15 protein-coding genes and 1 tRNA gene are annotated in these 15,950 nt (G+C 65.4%); 4 read left to right on the top strand and 12 right to left on the bottom strand.

The window, feature by feature from the left end; translation table 11 throughout:
• Window positions 1–15 precede the first annotated feature (15 nt).
• The 5 genes from ACTJK6_RS20100 to ACTJK6_RS20080 all read right to left on the bottom strand — a co-directional run bounded on the left by ACTJK6_RS20100 (window position 16) and on the right by ACTJK6_RS20080 (window position 5,182).
• Entirely contained in the window at window positions 16–591 is a 576-nt protein-coding gene (locus ACTJK6_RS20100) for a MarR family winged helix-turn-helix transcriptional regulator (RefSeq protein ID WP_316869323.1), read from the bottom strand.
• The gene (locus tag ACTJK6_RS20095; RefSeq protein ID WP_440839955.1) at window positions 588–1,370 is read right to left on the bottom strand and encodes an SDR family NAD(P)-dependent oxidoreductase; all 783 of its coding nucleotides are present in this window, start codon (window positions 1,368–1,370) and stop codon (window positions 588–590) included. Before ACTJK6_RS20095 ends, ACTJK6_RS20100 begins: the two co-directional genes overlap by 4 nt.
• A gap of 1 nt (window position 1,371) precedes the next feature.
• Window positions 1,372–3,750, bottom strand: a complete 2,379-nt coding sequence (locus ACTJK6_RS20090; RefSeq protein WP_440839954.1) for a bifunctional salicylyl-CoA 5-hydroxylase/oxidoreductase — start codon at window positions 3,748–3,750, stop codon at window positions 1,372–1,374.
• A 136-nt stretch (window positions 3,751–3,886) separates the two neighbouring features.
• Window positions 3,887–4,702, bottom strand: coding sequence for a dienelactone hydrolase family protein (locus ACTJK6_RS20085; protein ID WP_440839953.1), 816 nt, complete (start codon window positions 4,700–4,702; stop codon window positions 3,887–3,889).
• Window positions 4,703–4,729: 27 nt separating this feature from the next.
• Complete coding sequence (locus tag ACTJK6_RS20080; RefSeq protein ID WP_440839952.1) at window positions 4,730–5,182, bottom strand: tautomerase family protein; 453 nt, start codon at window positions 5,180–5,182, stop codon at window positions 4,730–4,732.
• 97 nt (window positions 5,183–5,279) lie between these two features.
• Here ACTJK6_RS20080 and ACTJK6_RS20075 point away from each other — a divergent pair, with 97 nt between their 5' ends.
• Window positions 5,280–6,251, top strand: a complete 972-nt coding sequence (locus tag ACTJK6_RS20075) for a GlxA family transcriptional regulator (RefSeq protein WP_440839951.1) — start codon at window positions 5,280–5,282, stop codon at window positions 6,249–6,251.
• Between the two features lie 110 nt (window positions 6,252–6,361).
• Window positions 6,362–7,054 carry a DUF2076 domain-containing protein gene (locus tag ACTJK6_RS20070; RefSeq protein WP_440839950.1) on the top strand — a complete coding sequence of 231 codons (693 nt, stop codon included), beginning with the start codon at window positions 6,362–6,364 and terminating at the stop codon, window positions 7,052–7,054.
• 103 nt (window positions 7,055–7,157) lie between these two features.
• Here ACTJK6_RS20070 and ACTJK6_RS20065 read toward each other — a convergent pair whose 3' ends face one another.
• The 5 genes from ACTJK6_RS20065 to ACTJK6_RS20045 all read right to left on the bottom strand — a co-directional run bounded on the left by ACTJK6_RS20065 (window position 7,158) and on the right by ACTJK6_RS20045 (window position 12,628).
• The gene (locus ACTJK6_RS20065; protein ID WP_440839949.1) at window positions 7,158–7,511 is read right to left on the bottom strand and encodes a hypothetical protein; all 354 of its coding nucleotides are present in this window, start codon (window positions 7,509–7,511) and stop codon (window positions 7,158–7,160) included.
• A 682-nt stretch (window positions 7,512–8,193) separates the two neighbouring features.
• Complete coding sequence (locus tag ACTJK6_RS20060) at window positions 8,194–8,394, bottom strand: hypothetical protein (RefSeq protein ID WP_440839948.1); 201 nt, start codon at window positions 8,392–8,394, stop codon at window positions 8,194–8,196.
• Window positions 8,395–8,500: 106 nt separating this feature from the next.
• Window positions 8,501–10,009 (bottom strand): monocarboxylate uptake permease MctP, encoded by a 1,509-nt coding sequence (gene mctP, locus ACTJK6_RS20055; RefSeq protein WP_440840054.1) that lies wholly within the window; start codon window positions 10,007–10,009, stop codon window positions 8,501–8,503.
• Window positions 10,009–10,188, bottom strand: a complete 180-nt coding sequence (locus tag ACTJK6_RS20050; protein WP_024978098.1) for a DUF3311 domain-containing protein — start codon at window positions 10,186–10,188, stop codon at window positions 10,009–10,011. The genes mctP and ACTJK6_RS20050 overlap by 1 nt, the downstream gene beginning before the upstream one ends.
• A 1,063-nt stretch (window positions 10,189–11,251) precedes the next feature.
• The gene (locus ACTJK6_RS20045; protein ID WP_440839947.1) at window positions 11,252–12,628 is read right to left on the bottom strand and encodes an MFS transporter; all 1,377 of its coding nucleotides are present in this window, start codon (window positions 12,626–12,628) and stop codon (window positions 11,252–11,254) included.
• 134 nt (window positions 12,629–12,762) lie between these two features.
• Between ACTJK6_RS20045 and ACTJK6_RS20040 the strand changes: the two genes are divergently transcribed.
• Entirely contained in the window at window positions 12,763–13,488 is a 726-nt protein-coding gene (locus ACTJK6_RS20040; RefSeq protein WP_440839946.1) for an ArsR/SmtB family transcription factor, read from the top strand.
• Between the two features lie 13 nt (window positions 13,489–13,501).
• On the opposite strand, the gene blaOXA is transcribed toward ACTJK6_RS20040, so the two are convergent.
• Window positions 13,502–14,329 carry an OXA-22 family class D beta-lactamase gene (gene blaOXA, locus ACTJK6_RS20035; protein WP_232038791.1) on the bottom strand — a complete coding sequence of 276 codons (828 nt, stop codon included), beginning with the start codon at window positions 14,327–14,329 and terminating at the stop codon, window positions 13,502–13,504.
• A gap of 179 nt (window positions 14,330–14,508) precedes the next feature.
• On the opposite strand from blaOXA, the gene ACTJK6_RS20030 reads away from it, so the two are divergent.
• Window positions 14,509–14,593, top strand: a tRNA-Leu gene (locus ACTJK6_RS20030).
• A gap of 198 nt (window positions 14,594–14,791) precedes the next feature.
• On the opposite strand, the gene ACTJK6_RS20025 is transcribed toward ACTJK6_RS20030, so the two are convergent.
• The gene (locus ACTJK6_RS20025; RefSeq protein ID WP_440839945.1) at window positions 14,792–15,940 is read right to left on the bottom strand and encodes a DSD1 family PLP-dependent enzyme; all 1,149 of its coding nucleotides are present in this window, start codon (window positions 15,938–15,940) and stop codon (window positions 14,792–14,794) included.
• Window positions 15,941–15,950 lie beyond the last annotated feature (10 nt).

Genomic DNA, 15,950 nt, shown 5'->3' with positions numbered 1-15,950 from the left:
TTGGGTCGGATTCGTTCAGGGTTGATCTTCGCGGGCGTCCAGCTCTTGCTCGCGCTGCGCGAGGTGCACGCGCAGGTGGCCGAGCTGCGCATACAGCGCGTCTTTGTTGGCAATGCCAAGGCCGTCGAACATCTCGATCAGCCAGCGTTCGTGCTCGGCGGCCATCTCGGCAAAGTGGCGGCGGCCGGCATCCGTCAGCAGCACGCGAAAGGACCGGCGATCATCCGGATCCGCCTCGCGTTTGACAAGCCCTTCCTTCTCCAACTGGTCGGTCAGGCCGGTGACGTTGCCGCCGGTCACCATCAGGTAGCGCGACAGCACGTTCATGCGCAGGCCGTCCGGATGCCTGTCGAGTTGTGCCAGATAGTCGAAGCGCGGCAACGTGGTGTTGAAACGCGTGCGCAAGCGCTGGCGGATCTGCTGTTCGATCTGCGTGCTGCAGGCCAACAGGCGCAGCCAGATCTTGACGTCCATGTGGTCGTCCACATGCGCGCGGGCTTCCAGGCCGATATGTTGGTCGCCCAACGCCTGCACGACAGCGTGGTGGCCGGAGGCGCGCGTGGCCAGCGCGGTTTTGCGTGGCTTGCTCACATCACCTCCCCGCCGGATACCGAGATGGCCTGCCCCGTGATCGACGATGCGCCATCGGAGCACAGCCACACCACGGCGTTCGCCACTTCGTCCGGCGTGATCAGCCGGCCCTGCGGGTTGCCCTTCACCAGCTCGGCCCGCGCGTCTTCTGCGCTGCGGCCGGTGCGGGCGACGATGCGGTCGATGCTCTCGCGCACGATGTCGGTTTCCGTATAGCCGGGGCACACCGCGTTGACGGTGACGCCGCGCGTAGCCAACTCCAGCGCCAGCGAGCGCGTGAGCCCGATCACCCCATGCTTGGCGGCCACATACGCCGACACATACGCATAACCGCGCTGCCCCGCCGTGCTGGCAATGTTCACAATGCGGCCGCGGCCCGACGCCTGCACATCGGCCAGCGCCGCCTGTGTGCACAGGAACGTGCCCGTCAGGTTCACGGCCAGCATGCGCTGCCATTGGTCGAGCGTGGTCTTGGCAAACGGCGCACTCTCAGCCTGGCCCGCGTTGTTGACGAGGATGGAGATGGGGCCAAGCCCCGCGCGTGCAGATTCGAACGCCGCCGACACGCTCGCCTCGTCGGTCACATCGCACGTCACGACTTGCGCGCGGGCGCTGTCGGGCAACGTCTTGGCAGTGGCGTGCAGCACATCGGCGTTGCGACCCATCAGCGTGAGCGTGGCGCCATGCGCCGCGAGTTGCGCGGCAATCGCAGCGCCAATCCCGCGCCCTGCGCCAGTAACGACGGCGTGGTGCCCCGTCAGCATTGCAGGTGTCGCCATCTCAAACCCCCTGCATGCGGTTGGCTTGCTCCAGCGGAGACAGCCCCGCTGCCTGCGCCGCCATCGCGCGCTCGCGCTCCAGGTTGCGCTCCAACTGCAGCTTGCCTGCGCGGTATTGCTTGGGCCACGGCATGTCGAGATAGCCGATGCGCGCAGCTTCGTTCAGCGTCCAGGCCGGGTTGGCGAGGTGCGGGCGCGCCACGGCGCACAGGTCGGCACGGCCGGCCGCGATGATGCTGTTGACGTGGTCCGCCTCGGAGATGGCCCCCACCGCAATGGTGGCAATGCCCGCTTCGTTGCGCACGCGGTCGGCAAACGGCGTCTGGAACATGCGGCCGTACACGGGCTGCTCCTTCTTGCTGACCTGGCCCGACGAGCAGTCGATCATGTCCGCGCCTGCGGCCTTGAAGACGCGCGCAATTTCCACTGCATCGTCGGGCGTAATACCGCCCTCCACCCAGTCATGGGCGGAAATGCGCACCGACATCGGCTTGTTGCTAGGCCACACCTCCCTCACCGCGTGGAAGACTTCGAGCGGAAAGCGCAGCCGGTTGTCCAGCGTGCCGCCATATTCGTCATTGCGCTGATTCGTCAACGGCGAGATGAACGATGACAGCAAATAGCCATGCGCACAGTGCAGCTCCAGCCAGTCGAATCCGGCTTCAGCTGCCAGGCGCGCGGCGTGAACAAAGTCGTCACGCACGCGGTCCATGTCGTCGCGCGTCATGGCGCGCGACCACTGGCTCACGCCATCCAGGTACTGCTGCGGCGATGCGGAGATCAGCGGCCAGTTCTGCCCGTCTTCCAGCGGAAGATCGATGCCCTCCCACGCAACGCGCGTCGAGCCCTTGGCACCGGCATGGCCGAGCTGGATACCCAGCTTCGCATCGCTGTTGGCGTGCACGAATTGGACGATGCGCGCCCAGCCGTCGCGCTGGTCGGTGTTCCACAAGCCCGGGCAGCCCGGCGTGATGCGCGCATCCGGTGACACGCACGTCATCTCCGCCATCACCAGGCCGGCACCGCCCATGGCGCGCGCGCCGAGGTGCACGAGGTGATAGTCCGCCGGCTGGCCGTCTTCGCACGAGTACTGCGCCATGGGCGACACCACCACACGGTTCTTGAGCGTGACGCCACGCACCGTGAAGGGCGTGAGCATCGGCGGCACGGGGCCGTGCTGCGGCCCGCGCGGGGCGCCGGCCTGCTCGGCAATCCAGTCTTCAAACTGTTCGAGATAACGCTTGTCGCGCTGACGCAGGTTTTCGTGGCTGATGCGCTGGCTGCGCGTGAGCAGCGAATACGCAAATTGCTCGGTCGGCAGGTTGGCGTAGCGGTCTACGTTTTCAAACCACTCGGTCGAGTTGCGCGCCGCGTTCTGGATGCGCAGCACTTCCACGCTGCGCACTGCCTCGTAGTGCTCAAGCGCGGCACGCAAATCGCCGGGGTGCTGGCCGATGCTGCGCGCAAGTTCAATCGAATCTTCCAGCGCCAGTTTGGTGCCCGAGCCGATCGAGAAATGCGCCGTGTGCGCGGCGTCGCCCATCAGCACCACCGGCGTGCCGTGCGCGTTGGTATGCACCCAATGCCGGCAAACCACGCGCGGAAAGCGAATCCACTGCGCAGAGCCCCGCAGGTGCGTGGCGTTGGAGATCAGCTTGTTGCCGTCGAGGTACTTGGCGAAGAGCCGCTCGCAGTACGCGATGGCATCTTCCTTCTCCATCGTTTCCAAACCGGCGGCGCGCCACACTTCTTCGGGTGCCTCGACGATGAAGGTGGAGGTCTCGTCGTCAAAGCGGTATGCATGCGCCTGGAACCAGCCGTGCTCGGTCTCTTCAAACGCAAACGTGAAGGCCTCGAACAGCTTGTGCGTGCCCAGCCAGACAAAGCGGCAGCGGCGCGTGTCGATATCGGGTTGATAGGTTGCGGCGTACTTGGTACGGATGCGGCTGTTCAGGCCGTCGCTGGCGATGATGAGGTCGGCATCGGCGTAGGACGTGTCGTTTTCCAAATCCTGATCTTGCACGTCGGTTTCAAAGACCAGCTTGACGCCCTCTTCCTCGCAGCGCGCCTGCAGGATGTTCAGCAAGCGCTTGCGCCCGATACCGCAGAAGCCGTGGCCGCCGGAGCGCACGACCTGCCCGCGGATGTGGACTTCAATGTCGTCCCAGTGGTTGAAGGCGTCGAGGATCTGCGCGGCGCTCTTGGCGTCGGCGCGCTGCAGGTTGCCCAGCGTCTGGTCAGAGAACACCACGCCCCAGCCGAACGTGTCATACGGGCGGTTGCGCTCCACCACGGTGATGTCGTGCGACGGGTCCTGCAGCTTCATCAGCAGGGAAAAGTACAGGCCGGCCGGCCCACCACCAATACAGACAATCTTCATGACAACGGCTCCGCGTTTGATGCGGTATTACCTTAGTCATGAATAGTTTAGTTGTAAAGCAATTTGCTCAGACGTCGCCCCTGGGTTTACACCAAACCGGGCGGCGCCGGGCTCACACCCGCATGTGAGCCCCCACTCAGCTCAGGCGCTGCCGGAAGAACGCCAGGATCTCGTCGCGAGCGGCCAACGTGGGCTCGCCGGCCGCGTCGATCAGGTGGGCGGTCACCACGCTGTGCGGACAAGGCACATGCTGGGCAAAAAACGACGGCGGATTCGGGTGCGCAGCGCTGTCGGGCAGCACGCGCGCCACAAAACGAGGGCCCAGCGCCTGTGCATACGCGGCAAAGCGCTCGGCACGGCAGAAGCGGTCACCCTCGAAGCGGTAGGCCAGCACGGTCAGGTCTTCGTGCTCCAGCCGCTGGCGCACGGCGGCCGCATCCTCGGGCGCGATCTCGATCCCGTTCGGTGCGTTCAGCGGCAAGGAAGGCTGACACAGCACCGGCGCCAGCATGGCCGGCTCCAGCATCATGGTCAGCGCGAAATTGCCGGTGAAGCACATGCCGATGGCGCCCACGCCCGGGCCGCCGCACTCCGCATGGGCCAGCCGCGCCAGCGCGCGCAGCCACTGTGTGACCGGGCTCGACTGGTTGGCGGCAAACGCACGAAACTCCGCGCTCACGCACGCATGGCGGAACACCTCCGCACCCGGCTCCGCTTCGGGCACCGCGCCATCGCGCCCGAACAACGACGGCATGTAGACCGTCAGCCCCGCATCGCGCACCCAGCGTGCAAACCGCGCCACGTGCGGGCTGATACCCGGCATCTCGGCCATGACGATCACGCCCGGGCCGGTGCCTGCCACGTACACGGTCTTGGCGATGCCATCCAGGGTGATCTGGCGGCGCGTGAAGTCTTCCAGGCGGTCATCCTGCTGCGTGTGCTGGCTTGTCATGCGTGGGCTCCGTTGGAATGGCCTGGCTCAGGCGGCGAGATGCTGAAGATGCGCATAACCGGCCGCCCTGGCGAAATCGGGCAGCGTCCACAGCGCGCCGTTCACGCCCCAGGTGCCGTCGGGCACGTCATGCACCATCACCGAGGTCACCACGCGCCGCGCGTCGGCCGCTGGAAACGCCTGTGCAAACGCTTCGTGCATCTGCTGAACGAAGCGCGCACGCGCAGCGGCATCCAGCACACCCGCCGGCACATAAGCGACGGCCAGACACGGCACCATCTGCGTTGTCACATCCGCCCCGCCGCACCACCACGAGGCGGCTGGCACCTCGTCGATGACCACCCAGGTCGTCGCGCGCCGGCGCGGATCATCGGGAATCTGCTCGGCCTGCGCGGCCGCCTCGGTGATGCGGCGTGCGAGCGTCGCGCGCTCGTCGCCGTCAAACGTGTTTGCAGGAATCTTGACGAGGATGTTCGGCATGGGGGCACTCGAGAGCGTCGTTGACATGCCTGCATTGAACCCGCGCAGCCGCTAGACTGGCAGTGTCGATTTCGACATCTTTCGGGCAACTTCGGTCATGGCGGATTTCACCATCCTCGTACTCTCCGGCGCCTACGCCACCAGCGTGGCGGCCACACTCGACATCATGCAAGCCGCGTCGACACTCGCCCCGCGCGTCAAGGCGCCGCGTCCAACGTGGCGCGTACTGTCAGCCGACGCGCCCAGCGTGCGCCTTAGCAACGGCATGCAGGTGGAGGCTGCCGCCCTGCCAAAGCGACCGCGCCCCGATGGCAGCACCTGGATCGTGCCTGGCGTAGGCCTCGACCATGCCGGCGTCATAGCCACGCGGCTGGCGCAGGACGATGCGCAGCGAGCAGTGCGCGCCGTGGCCGCGCAAGTCGCATCGGGCGGCCAGGTGGCGGCATCGTGCTCGGCGGTATTCCTGCTGCAGGCGGCCGGCGTGCTGCCGGGGCGCTGCGTCACCACGTCTTGGTGGCTCGCCCCAACGTTGCAGCAGTGGGAGCCCGCATGCACCGTCGACGCAAACCGCATGGTGTGCGCCGACGGCCCGATTACCACCGCCGGCGCCGCCTTTGCGCAGACCGACCTGATGCTGCATCTGCTGCGCACGCGCTTTGGCGTGGCGCTGGCCGATGCCGTGGGGCGCGTGCTGTTGATCGACGGCCGTCACGCGCAAGCGCCGTTTGTGGTGCCCGCCATGCTGGCCAACGGCAACGCGCTGATTGCCCGGCTGGTGGCACGCATTGAAGCCGCCCTGCCCAACCCGCCCAGCGTGCAGGCGCTGGCCGACGAGCTGGCCATGTCGCAACGCACCCTGTCGCGGCACGTGCGGGAGGCCACCGGCAGAAGCACTCTGGCCCTCGTGCAAAGCGTGCGCCTGAACCGCGCCCGCATGCTGATCGAATCGAGCCGCATGACCATCGACAGCGTGGCCGAAGCCGTAGGCTACGAAGACGCCACCGCGCTGCGGCGCCTGATGCGCAAAGTGTCGGGCGCCAACCCCAGCCAATACCGCCCGGCCGTCTAGGGGCCTGGGGTTACAGGCCGTTACACAAGAAGCTGCCGGGCCTTAATTTTCGTTTAAGACTTGACGCCTACCTTGGTCACGTCGCACCCACCCAGACAGGACCCCACACCATGTCCCCGCAAGAACAGCAAGCGCTGGAAAACTTCCTGGCCCAACTGACGCAAGCCCGCGCCGCAGCCAAGGACCCGCAGGCCGAAGCCCGCATCCTCGACGCCGTGGCCCGCCAGCCGGACGCGGCCTATCTGCTCGTGCAGCGCGCCATGCTGCTCGACCAGGCGCTGACCTCGGCGCAGGCGCAAATCGCCACGCTGCAGAACCAGTTGCAGGCGGCGCAAGCCGGCCGCAGCGCGTCGTTCATGGACTCGGCCAACAACTGGGGCAGCCACGCCGGCAGCCCGACGCCCACGCCCGCATACGCTCCGCAGCAGGCCGCCCCGGCGCAGATGCCGCCCCAGGCCCAACAGGCCCCGGCGCAACCGGCGCGCTCGGGTTTTTTCAGCGGCGGCCTGGGCAGCACGCTCGGCAGCGTCGCGACCACCGCAGCCGGCGTGGCCGGCGGCGCGCTGCTGTTCCAGGGCATCGAGAACATGTTCCACCACAACAGTGGCGGTGGCGGCTTCTTCGGCCAGCAGCCGGTGATGGGCGGCGCCACGGAAACCGTCATCAACAACTATTACGACAGCGACAGCGGCGGTAACAACGGCAATACCAACACCGCGTCGCGCGACGACAGCCTTGGGCTGATCGACGACAGCGACCTGGGCGGCAGTGATTACTCGGATGACGATTCGATGTTCAGCTAATCGCTCGACGCCCGCCGCGCAGACTCCCGTCCACGGGCGCGCGGCGGAGGCGTTTTTTCGATCGGAATAGAGCATTTCCGGTTCGGAATGCCTTCATCCGTCGTTACTGCTCGCTATAGCCACGCCGCTCAATGGCGGCGAGCACATCCCATGCTTGCGGATCGATGTCCCGGCCGCCAAGCGACATCGACACGTACACATCGATCGCATCGACAAAGCCCTTCACGAATGCAGGCGGAAAACTGTGAGCCGAGAAGCTCTGGAGCTGCTCGCGCAGCATGCCGGGTCGGCATTGACCATGCGAGCACATTGCGGTGCGCGTGCGCTTGAGATAAGCCTGCCCAGCGAGCGCGCCGTTCAGGTAAATGCGATTCTTGGTGAGCTTGGCCGTTGCCGCTGACGTGGCGTCGGCGTGAGGGGCGCACCGTGGTGGAGAGGGGTATGAAGCGATTGGCATGGAGCCTCCTTGGGTAGTTGGAGACCCGCCGCTCATTTCCACGTCCACGTGAGGGTGGCGGGCCCGACAGCGGAGGTGGAAAACTGACACCCAAGGAAGCCAGCCAGCCCGTAGGCTGCTCCGCCCGGCCCGCCATAAAACAGGCGTGCGTGAGCGTCTCGGACAACATGCTGTCCGCCTTGGGTCAATGTCGGGTTTCCACGCCCGGCTGCCGTTGGTGCGGCAGCGGGAAGGATTATAGCGATGGGGCTGGCAGCGCAGGTCTGATTTGTGGGGCGTCACTCCAAATGCGCCACGACCCACCTCCAAACCCTCGCGCTCCACTCCCAGGCACTCAAACACCAAGCTCTGAGCCCCACGCTCGACCCTCAAACCCTCGCTCTCGACCCTCGGAGCGTCGCGCATCACCGTCAGACACTCGCGCGCCACGGTCTGCCCCTCGCGCTCGGCTCTTCGAGCCTCAAATTTTCGACCTCCGAGAGCCGCGTTCCGGCCTCAAACGGTCGATCGCCACGGTTTGACGCTCGCGCTCCAAAGTCTGGCCCTCGCGCACGACTCTCGGAGGTCGAAAATTTCGAGCGAAAACTGCGGCGTTCCACAGTCTGAGTGCCGTGCGTGCGCCTCCGACTGTGGAAGACGGGTCTCCGAGGGCCTAACGCCGCCCTCAAACCCCGGCGCTCGGCTATGTATCGGTGGCGGACCGCTCTGGCGCCATCATCGATTGCAGTGCGTGCTGCAACTGATCGAGCGTGTAAGGCTTGCGTAGCGCAGTCCACCTGAACGCAAAGCGGTCGTGGTTGGGAATCGGGTTGCCGGAGGCGAAGACGACGCGGAGTTCCGGATGCAGTGTGGACGCGCACTGTGCGAGTTCAATGCCGGACATGTCGGGCTTGAACCTCCCGGCTGCGCGGCGTGCCGGTCGCCCAAAGAAAAAGCCGGCACCCTGAGGTGCCGGCCCTTTCTCCTGCTTCTGCGAGTTGCAGCGTCGATCAGCCTGCCTGACGCAGCGCGGCCGTTTCCTGCCCGCGCTTGCCCATCAGCAACTGCACCACCACCGCAACGATGATGTTGAAGGCCAGTGCTGCCAGGCCCGTGTAGATGGTGTACTTGTCACCGCCGATCACGAAGGTGTGCACAGGCTTGATGCCATCGGAGAACGCCAGCCAGCTGCCGGCGATCATCCCTGCCGCCCAACCGGCCAGCAGCGCCGGTGCGCGGAAGCGGTTCGAGATGTTGAACAGCCCGAACACCACCGACGGGAACGTCTGCACGATCCACACGCCGCCCAGCAGTTGGAGGTCCAGCGCGAACTTGGTCGGCAGGAACAGGATGAACACCAGCGCGCCCGCCTTGACGATGAGCGAGATCACCTTGGCAACCTTTTCCTCGCCAGCGTGCGTGAGGTCCGGGGCCACGTAAGGCTTCCAGAAGTTGCGCGTGAACAGGTTGGCCGCGCCAATCGACATGACCGCCGCCGGCACCAGCGCACCAATCGCGATGGCCGAGAACGCAAAGCCCGTGAACCAGCTCGGGAACAGCGCGTTGAACAGCGCAGGCACGACGTCGTTGTTGTTGGTGACCTTGATGCCTGCCGCGTAGGCCATGAAGCCCAGCAGCGCGATCAAGCCCAGCAGCACCGTATAGGCCGGCAGGAAGACGGCGTTCTTGCGGATGGTGTCTGCACTGCGCGCGGCAAAGATGCCCGTGAGCGTGTGCGGATACATGAACGCGGCCAGCGCCGAGCCAATCGCCAGCGTGGCGAACGGCAGGAACTGCGCAGGCTTGAGCGTCAGGCCCGTGGCGCCGCCCTTCAAGGCAAACGCATCATGCGCGGTGGCAAACACGGCACCGTAGCCGCCCAGCTTGGCCGGTACCAGCACCACCGCCACCAGCACCACGATGTAGATCATGATGTCTTTGACGAAGGCGATGAGCGCAGGCGCGCGCAGGCCGGCGGAGTACGTGTACAGCGCCAGGATGACGAAGGCAGCCGCCAGCGGCAGCTCACCCGTCAAGCCCAGGGCCTTGATCACGACTTCCATGCCGATGAGCTGCAGGGCGATGTAGGGCATCGTCGCCACCACGCCCGTGAGCGCCACCGCAAACTCCAGCGGCCGCGAGCCGTAGCGGCCGTACACGGCATCGGCCGCCGTGACGTGGCCCTTGGCATGCGCCACCTTCCACAGCTTGGGCATGATCAGGAACACGATCGGGTACACCAGGATCGTGTACGGCAGCGCGAAGAAGCCATACGCGCCCACGGCATACACGAGTGCCGGCACGGCGATCACGGTGTAGGCGGTGTAGAAGTCGCCGCCCACCAGGAACCACGTGATCCAGGTGCCGAAGTTGCGGCCGCCCAGGCCCCACTCTTCAATGTGGGCGCCCTTGTCGGAGTTGCCGCGCTGCCAGCGCGAGGCGATGAAGCCCATCACCGTGACCAGCGCGAAGAAGAAGATGAAGACCGCCAACGCAGTCCAGTTGATTTGTCCGCCCATCATTCTTCTCCTTTGCTCTGACCGTTCTTGAAGACGATCCAGATCAGCAGCGAGGTGATCGGCACCCAGAGGAACTGGTACCAGTAGAAGAACGGAAAGCCGAAGAGCGCCGGCATTTCCTGGTTGTAGAACGGCACCCACAGCAGGCCGATGAAAGGCAGTGCGAGCAAGAACTTCATGGGTTGTCTCCTAGTTCGGGGACTTCGGATGTTGTTTTGAACAGGTGAGGCGCCACGCCCGATGCGTGACCAGACGGATGTCTGACGGATTGCTTTCCGCCTTTGTAGTTATCCGGCGCACTGTGATCGAGCGCCTTCTGGAAAACCATCCGCACCTGTACGCAGCAGCCACACGTAGTACTACGTAGTAAGCGTAGGCTTTTCGCATGAAATAACCAATCGCTAAGGTGGGCGCGGGTTTCCTAGGGTTTTCACGAATTCCTGTCATGACAGACAGCGGTCGATTGCGTGCGCCAAACCAGCAAGCGGCCACGGTGCCGCATGGCACCAAGCACAACGGGGAGCCGCAGTGGCTCCCCGTCGATTGTTGTGTTGCAGCATAAGCCCTGGCATGTCCAGGGTTTCTGCAGCGTGCCTCGCTGCCACGTTGCTGCCGGCTTACCCGTTCCAGCGCATGCCGGGCTTGCCGACATAGCCGCGCAGGCGCTCGTGCGAGCGCTTCCAGCTGAGACCCTCGGTGCAGGACGGACACGCAGAACCCCCGAATTCTGGACGGCTGACGCGCCCCGAAATTCAATCAATGCAAATGCCTGCTCATGCAGTGGTGTGCGTGCCAACGGCGACTAGCGGCCAACACACCCGGTCGAAGCGACAATTCAATTCAAAATGGATTAAATCCACTTTCCAATTCATTTCAATCAAAAAAAGTCTTTTTCATTTTGTTTTTTTATCTTCTTTTTTTAATTTAACGGCCCTGTCATTGAGATTTTTCTTTCAAGTGGAAATCGTTTGCCATCCACCCGCAAACGGCGCAGCCATCAGGAAAAACCCGCACATGCATTGATATTCAAGCGCCCGTTTCTTTAGAGCAAACACTCAAGAACGTGTGGTGTTTTGAATTTGTTTTCAATCTGATTGAAGAAATACTTGTAAGGTAGTTCCATCGTACGCATTCACATCCCACTTTGCCCGGCAATCCCCTCGCTGGGCATTTTTTTGGCCGCGCGTCAGATGGCCTTGCCTGCGCCAATCTGCCGTAAAAGCAGGGGACATTGCGGAACCCTCAGCGGCGATCAGCGCCATGCCGCCACGCCACCGCAGCGCACGCAAGCTGTACCGCGCCACCGCACAACATGGCCACGCGCAACCCCGATGCGCCGCTGCCGCACACGGCATATACCGCGCCCAGGGTCGCCACGCCCAGCGTCGCCCCTGTCATGCGCGCCACGTTGACGAGCGCCGATGCTGTGCCAGAACGCTCCGGCCCGACGGCACCTACCGCCGCCCCCATCAGCGGCCCGGTGGCAAAGCCCATGCCGAGCCCCGTGAGTGCCAGCCCGATGGCTGCCGGCACCACCGATGCCGCGCCGGCACATACCCCCAACGTGAGCAGCCCCAGCGCGATGATGCCCACCCCGCCCGCCGTGGCCAGCCGCACGCCATGGCGGCGCGCCACCGTGCCCGACATGGGCGACACCGCCATGAAGACCAGCGCCATCGGCATCAGCGCAAGGCCCGCGCCAATGACGTTGAAGCGGCCGGTGCTCTGCCACATGAGCGGCAGCAGGAAGAGCGCACCGTACATGCCGAACGTCATGCCGGCCGTGGCGACGATGGCGCCGCGGAACGCGCGCACGCGAAAAAGATCCAGAGGCACCAGCGCCTCGCTGCCGTGGCGTGCCTCTACGCGGATGAACCACGCCAGCGCGACGAGCGCCACGGCCAGCACAGCCGCCGCCACAGCAGGCGCGTGATGCGCCTCGATAGCAGCAAAGGCCAGCCCACCCTGCGTGATCGCGCCCAACACCTGGGCCAGCGCATCGAAACGACGATGCGCGGCGTCGGACGATTCCGGCACCACACGCACGGCCAGCACCATGATGGCCACGCTGGCCGGCACCACCACCCAGAACACGGCGCGCCAGCCGAAGTGCGTGACCAGCACGCCGCCGGCCGTCGGCCCGATCGCCATGGCCAGGCCGTTGCATGCCGCCCAGACACCCAGCGCATGCGCCCGTTCGCCTGCGTCGCGCCACACCACCCGCAAGATCGCCAGCGATGCCGGCAGCAGCAGCGACGCTCCCACACCCGCCATGGCACGCGCGCCGATCAGCCACCCGATCGACGGCGCCAGCGCGCACAGCACCGATGCCACCGAGAACACCGCCGCACCTGACACAAACGCCCGCCGCCGGCCGTACAGGTCCGCCAGCAGGCCGCCGCTGAGCAGCAGCGCGGCATAGGCGAGGTTGTAGGCGTCGATCACCCACTGCAGCGGGCCGACCTGTGCGTGGAAGAACTGGCCTATCGGGCGCACCGCCAGGTTGACGACGGCGGTGTCGATCTGTGCGACCAACACGGCCATCGACAGCACGCACAGCACCAGACGCTTATGCGTCGCGGTGTTGGCATGCGTTGGTTGCATCGTGATTCCATCCATCTGGGAGCCTCTGGCTTTTGCTTTAGCAAGCGATGGCCCCAGCGTAGTGCCGGCACTCTGGGCAACGCTTCGATGCGTGTCGAAGCATCGCGGCGCGCGGCTCCCTAGAATGGCCAGATGACGAGGAGCCCGACATGTCGCATCCGAACAGCTTTTCCGGCACGGCCTTCCTGATCGCCGACCCGGCACGGGCAGCCATGCTGACGGCGTTGCTCGATGGGCGCGCGCTGCCTGCTGGGGAGCTGGCGCATGCTGCGGGCGTCACCGCGCAGACGGCCAGCACGCATCTGGCCAAGTTGCTCGACGGTGGCTTGGTGGTGGTGGAAACCGAGGGACGGCACAAGTACTTTCGGCTGGCCGGGGCACATGTGGCACAAGCGCTGGAGCACCTTGCCGCCATCACGCCGGCCGCGGCCGTGCGACGCACCACACCCAGCCCAAAAGCGCGCGAACTGGGCTTCTGCCGCTGCTGCTACGACCACCTTGCGGGCCAAGTGGGCGTGGCTGTCACGCACGCGCTGCAATCACGCGGCTATCTGCTGCCGATGCCAGATAAGCAATACGAGATCACGCCTGCCGGCGTGACGTGGTTTGGCGATGTGGGGCTCGACGTGCGTGCCATTCGCCCGACGCGGCGCGGGCTGGCGCGACAATGCCTGGACTGGACGGAGCGCACGCATCACCTGGCGGGTCCGCTGGGGGTGCAGTTCCTGCGGCGCCTGTGCGATGTCGGGTGGATGCTGCGCGCACGGGATTCACGCGCGGTGCTGGTCACGCCCAAGGGCTGGCAGGAATTGCATCAGCGCCTGGGCGTGGATGAGACGACGGTGCGCAGCGAAGCCGAGCACCGTCATGCATGAATGACGCCGTTGGTCAGTGCCCGGCGAAGGCCAGCACTTCCGGCAGGCGGGCAAGCAGCGCATCGCGCGAGCGGATGCCGCCCGAGGTCGGTTCAACCTTGTCGTCCTGGATGAGGTTGGCAAACACATACGTCTTGTCGCCCTTCTTGGCCCAGCCGACAAACCAGCCGTAAGCGTGCGCCTGGTCCCACGTGCCGTCGGGCGACGTATTGCCCGGCGCCGGGCCGGCGGTGCCCGTCTTACCCTGCACCGCCCAGCCGCCCGGCACCTGCCAGGTCTGCACGGTACGGTCGACCATCTCGTAGGTGCGTGCAGATACCGGCAACTGCCGGTTGACGATCCGGCGCATGAAGTCGACCTGCTCCTCCGGGGATATCTTCAGCGACGAGGTGATCCACGAGCGGTCCATGCCGTTGTTCTTGCCTGGGTCGCCGCTCACGTCCATGTTGCCGTAGCCGAGCTTGCGCACGTACGCCTGGAAGGTTTGCGCGCCCATCGCATGCGTAATGCGCTGCGAATACCAGACCACTGAATATTTGAGCCACAGCGCCGGGTCGATGGGCTGGTGCCAGGCTTCGCCGCCCCAGTCGGGGTCGCCGCGCTTGAAGTGCTCTACGGGGGTGTGTTCGTCCTTAAGGAAGCCGTGGTCAAACCCCATGACGGCCAGCGCCAGCTTGAAGGTGGAAGCGGGGGTCACGCGCTCGTCGCACTTGCCTTCGTGCAAGACGGCCTTGCCCGTGGCGGCATCGGCCACGATCGTGCAGATCGGGTGCTCGGCGTGGGCAAAGGTGGCAAGCGCGGCCAGCAGGGCGCCGGTGGCGGCGTGGCGGAGTTTCATCATCGATCAACCTCATGTTGGGGGGAATGCAAATAGCTGCGTGGCAGCGTAGCAGCGAGGTTGCCGTCCTGCGGACCGCCACACGCGTAACGGCTGTAACGCAGGCGCGCCGGTGGAATAGCCGATCAGAAAAGAAGGGCTTGCAAATTTTTTGGCGGTCGGTAAAATGCGCCGCTCACCTAGCCCAGGTGGCGGAATTGGTAGACGCACTAGTTTCAGGTACTAGCGGGTAACTCCGTGGAGGTTCGAGTCCTCTCCTGGGCACCAAACACAGTCCCAAGCAGTTCAGGGGCGACCAAAAACCCGCGTGGCGATGAGCCTCGCGGGTTTTTTGTTGTCTGGATGGGTTCGGCATGCCGAGGCTTGTGCTCCGCAGCGATGCAGCGACGAGGCACCGCCGGCCACCCGCTCTGTTCGCGTCAAGCCTGCTCCTGCGCGGTTTCATGCTGGGCGCGGCCGCACCACTCACCACCCGTGGAACCGCCCCCACGTCTGCACCATGCCCCGCGACGACACCGCCTGGTACTCCGGGAACTGGGCCCCCGTGGCGCACGCATGGTTTGGCAGTACACGCAGCTTCGTGCCGACCGGAAAGCGCGCCACCAAGTCGTCTTGTACCGAGCCATCGCTCGCTGCCAGAATGCCGTGCTCCTGGTTTGCGCCAATCAGCATGAGCCCGTCGAGCGGCGTGCCATCGAGCGTGCACGGCTGGCCATAGCCAAAGTCTTGCGACTGCCTGGCGGTGCCGCGGTCACGGCTCATCGCCATCCATCCGGCATCCACAATCACCCAGCCCTTGTCGGGCTGATGGCCAATCACCGTGGTCAGCACGCTCAGTGCAATTTCGTCCAGCGCGCACACGCCCACGTTGTGCATGACCAGATCGAAGAATACGTAGACGCCCGCGCGCACTTCCGTCACGCCTTCGAGGTGCTCGGTGGCCAACGCGGTGGGCGTGGAGCCCACGCTCACCGCCGCGCACGGCACCCCGGCTTCGCGCAGGCGCTGCGCGGCGCGCACGCAACCGGCACGCTCCTGCTCGGCCAATGCCGCCAGCGCGGCGCGGTCGCTCAGGTCGTAGCTGGAGCCGGCGTGCGTCATCACGCCGCCCACGTCGATGCCGCCGTCTTTCAGGATGCGGCCGACTTCCAGCAGTGCATCTTGCTCGGGCGTGATGCCGGAGCGGTGGCCATCGGTGTCGACTTCGATCCACACTTCACAGCGCTCACCGTGCGCGCGGGCGTGGTCGACCACAGCGTGGGCGGCTTCTGCGTTGTCGACCACGAGCTTGAGATCGCAGCCCCGCTTGCGCAGCGCCATCGCGCGCGGCAGCTTGGTGGCGACAATGCCCACCGCGTACAGGATGTCCTGGATGCCGGCGGCAAAGAAGGCCTCGGCCTCCTTCAACGTCGATACGGTGATGCCTTGCGCGCCGGCCGCCATCTGCGCGCGCACCACGTCGAGGCACTTGGTGGTCTTTACATGCGGACGAAATTTCACGCCCAGCGCGTTCATGCGGTGCTGCATGCGGGCGATGTTGTGCTGCATGCGCGGCAGGTCAATCAGCGCAGCCGGCGTGTCGAGGGTTTCAAGCGTGTGCGTGTCGGCGGTCATGGTTTGCATC

The sequence above is a fragment of the Ralstonia sp. 22086 genome, from assembly GCF_052045975.1.
Lineage (GTDB): Bacteria > Pseudomonadota > Gammaproteobacteria > Burkholderiales > Burkholderiaceae > Ralstonia > Ralstonia wenshanensis.
This window is presented reverse-complemented; position numbering and strand designations above follow the sequence as displayed.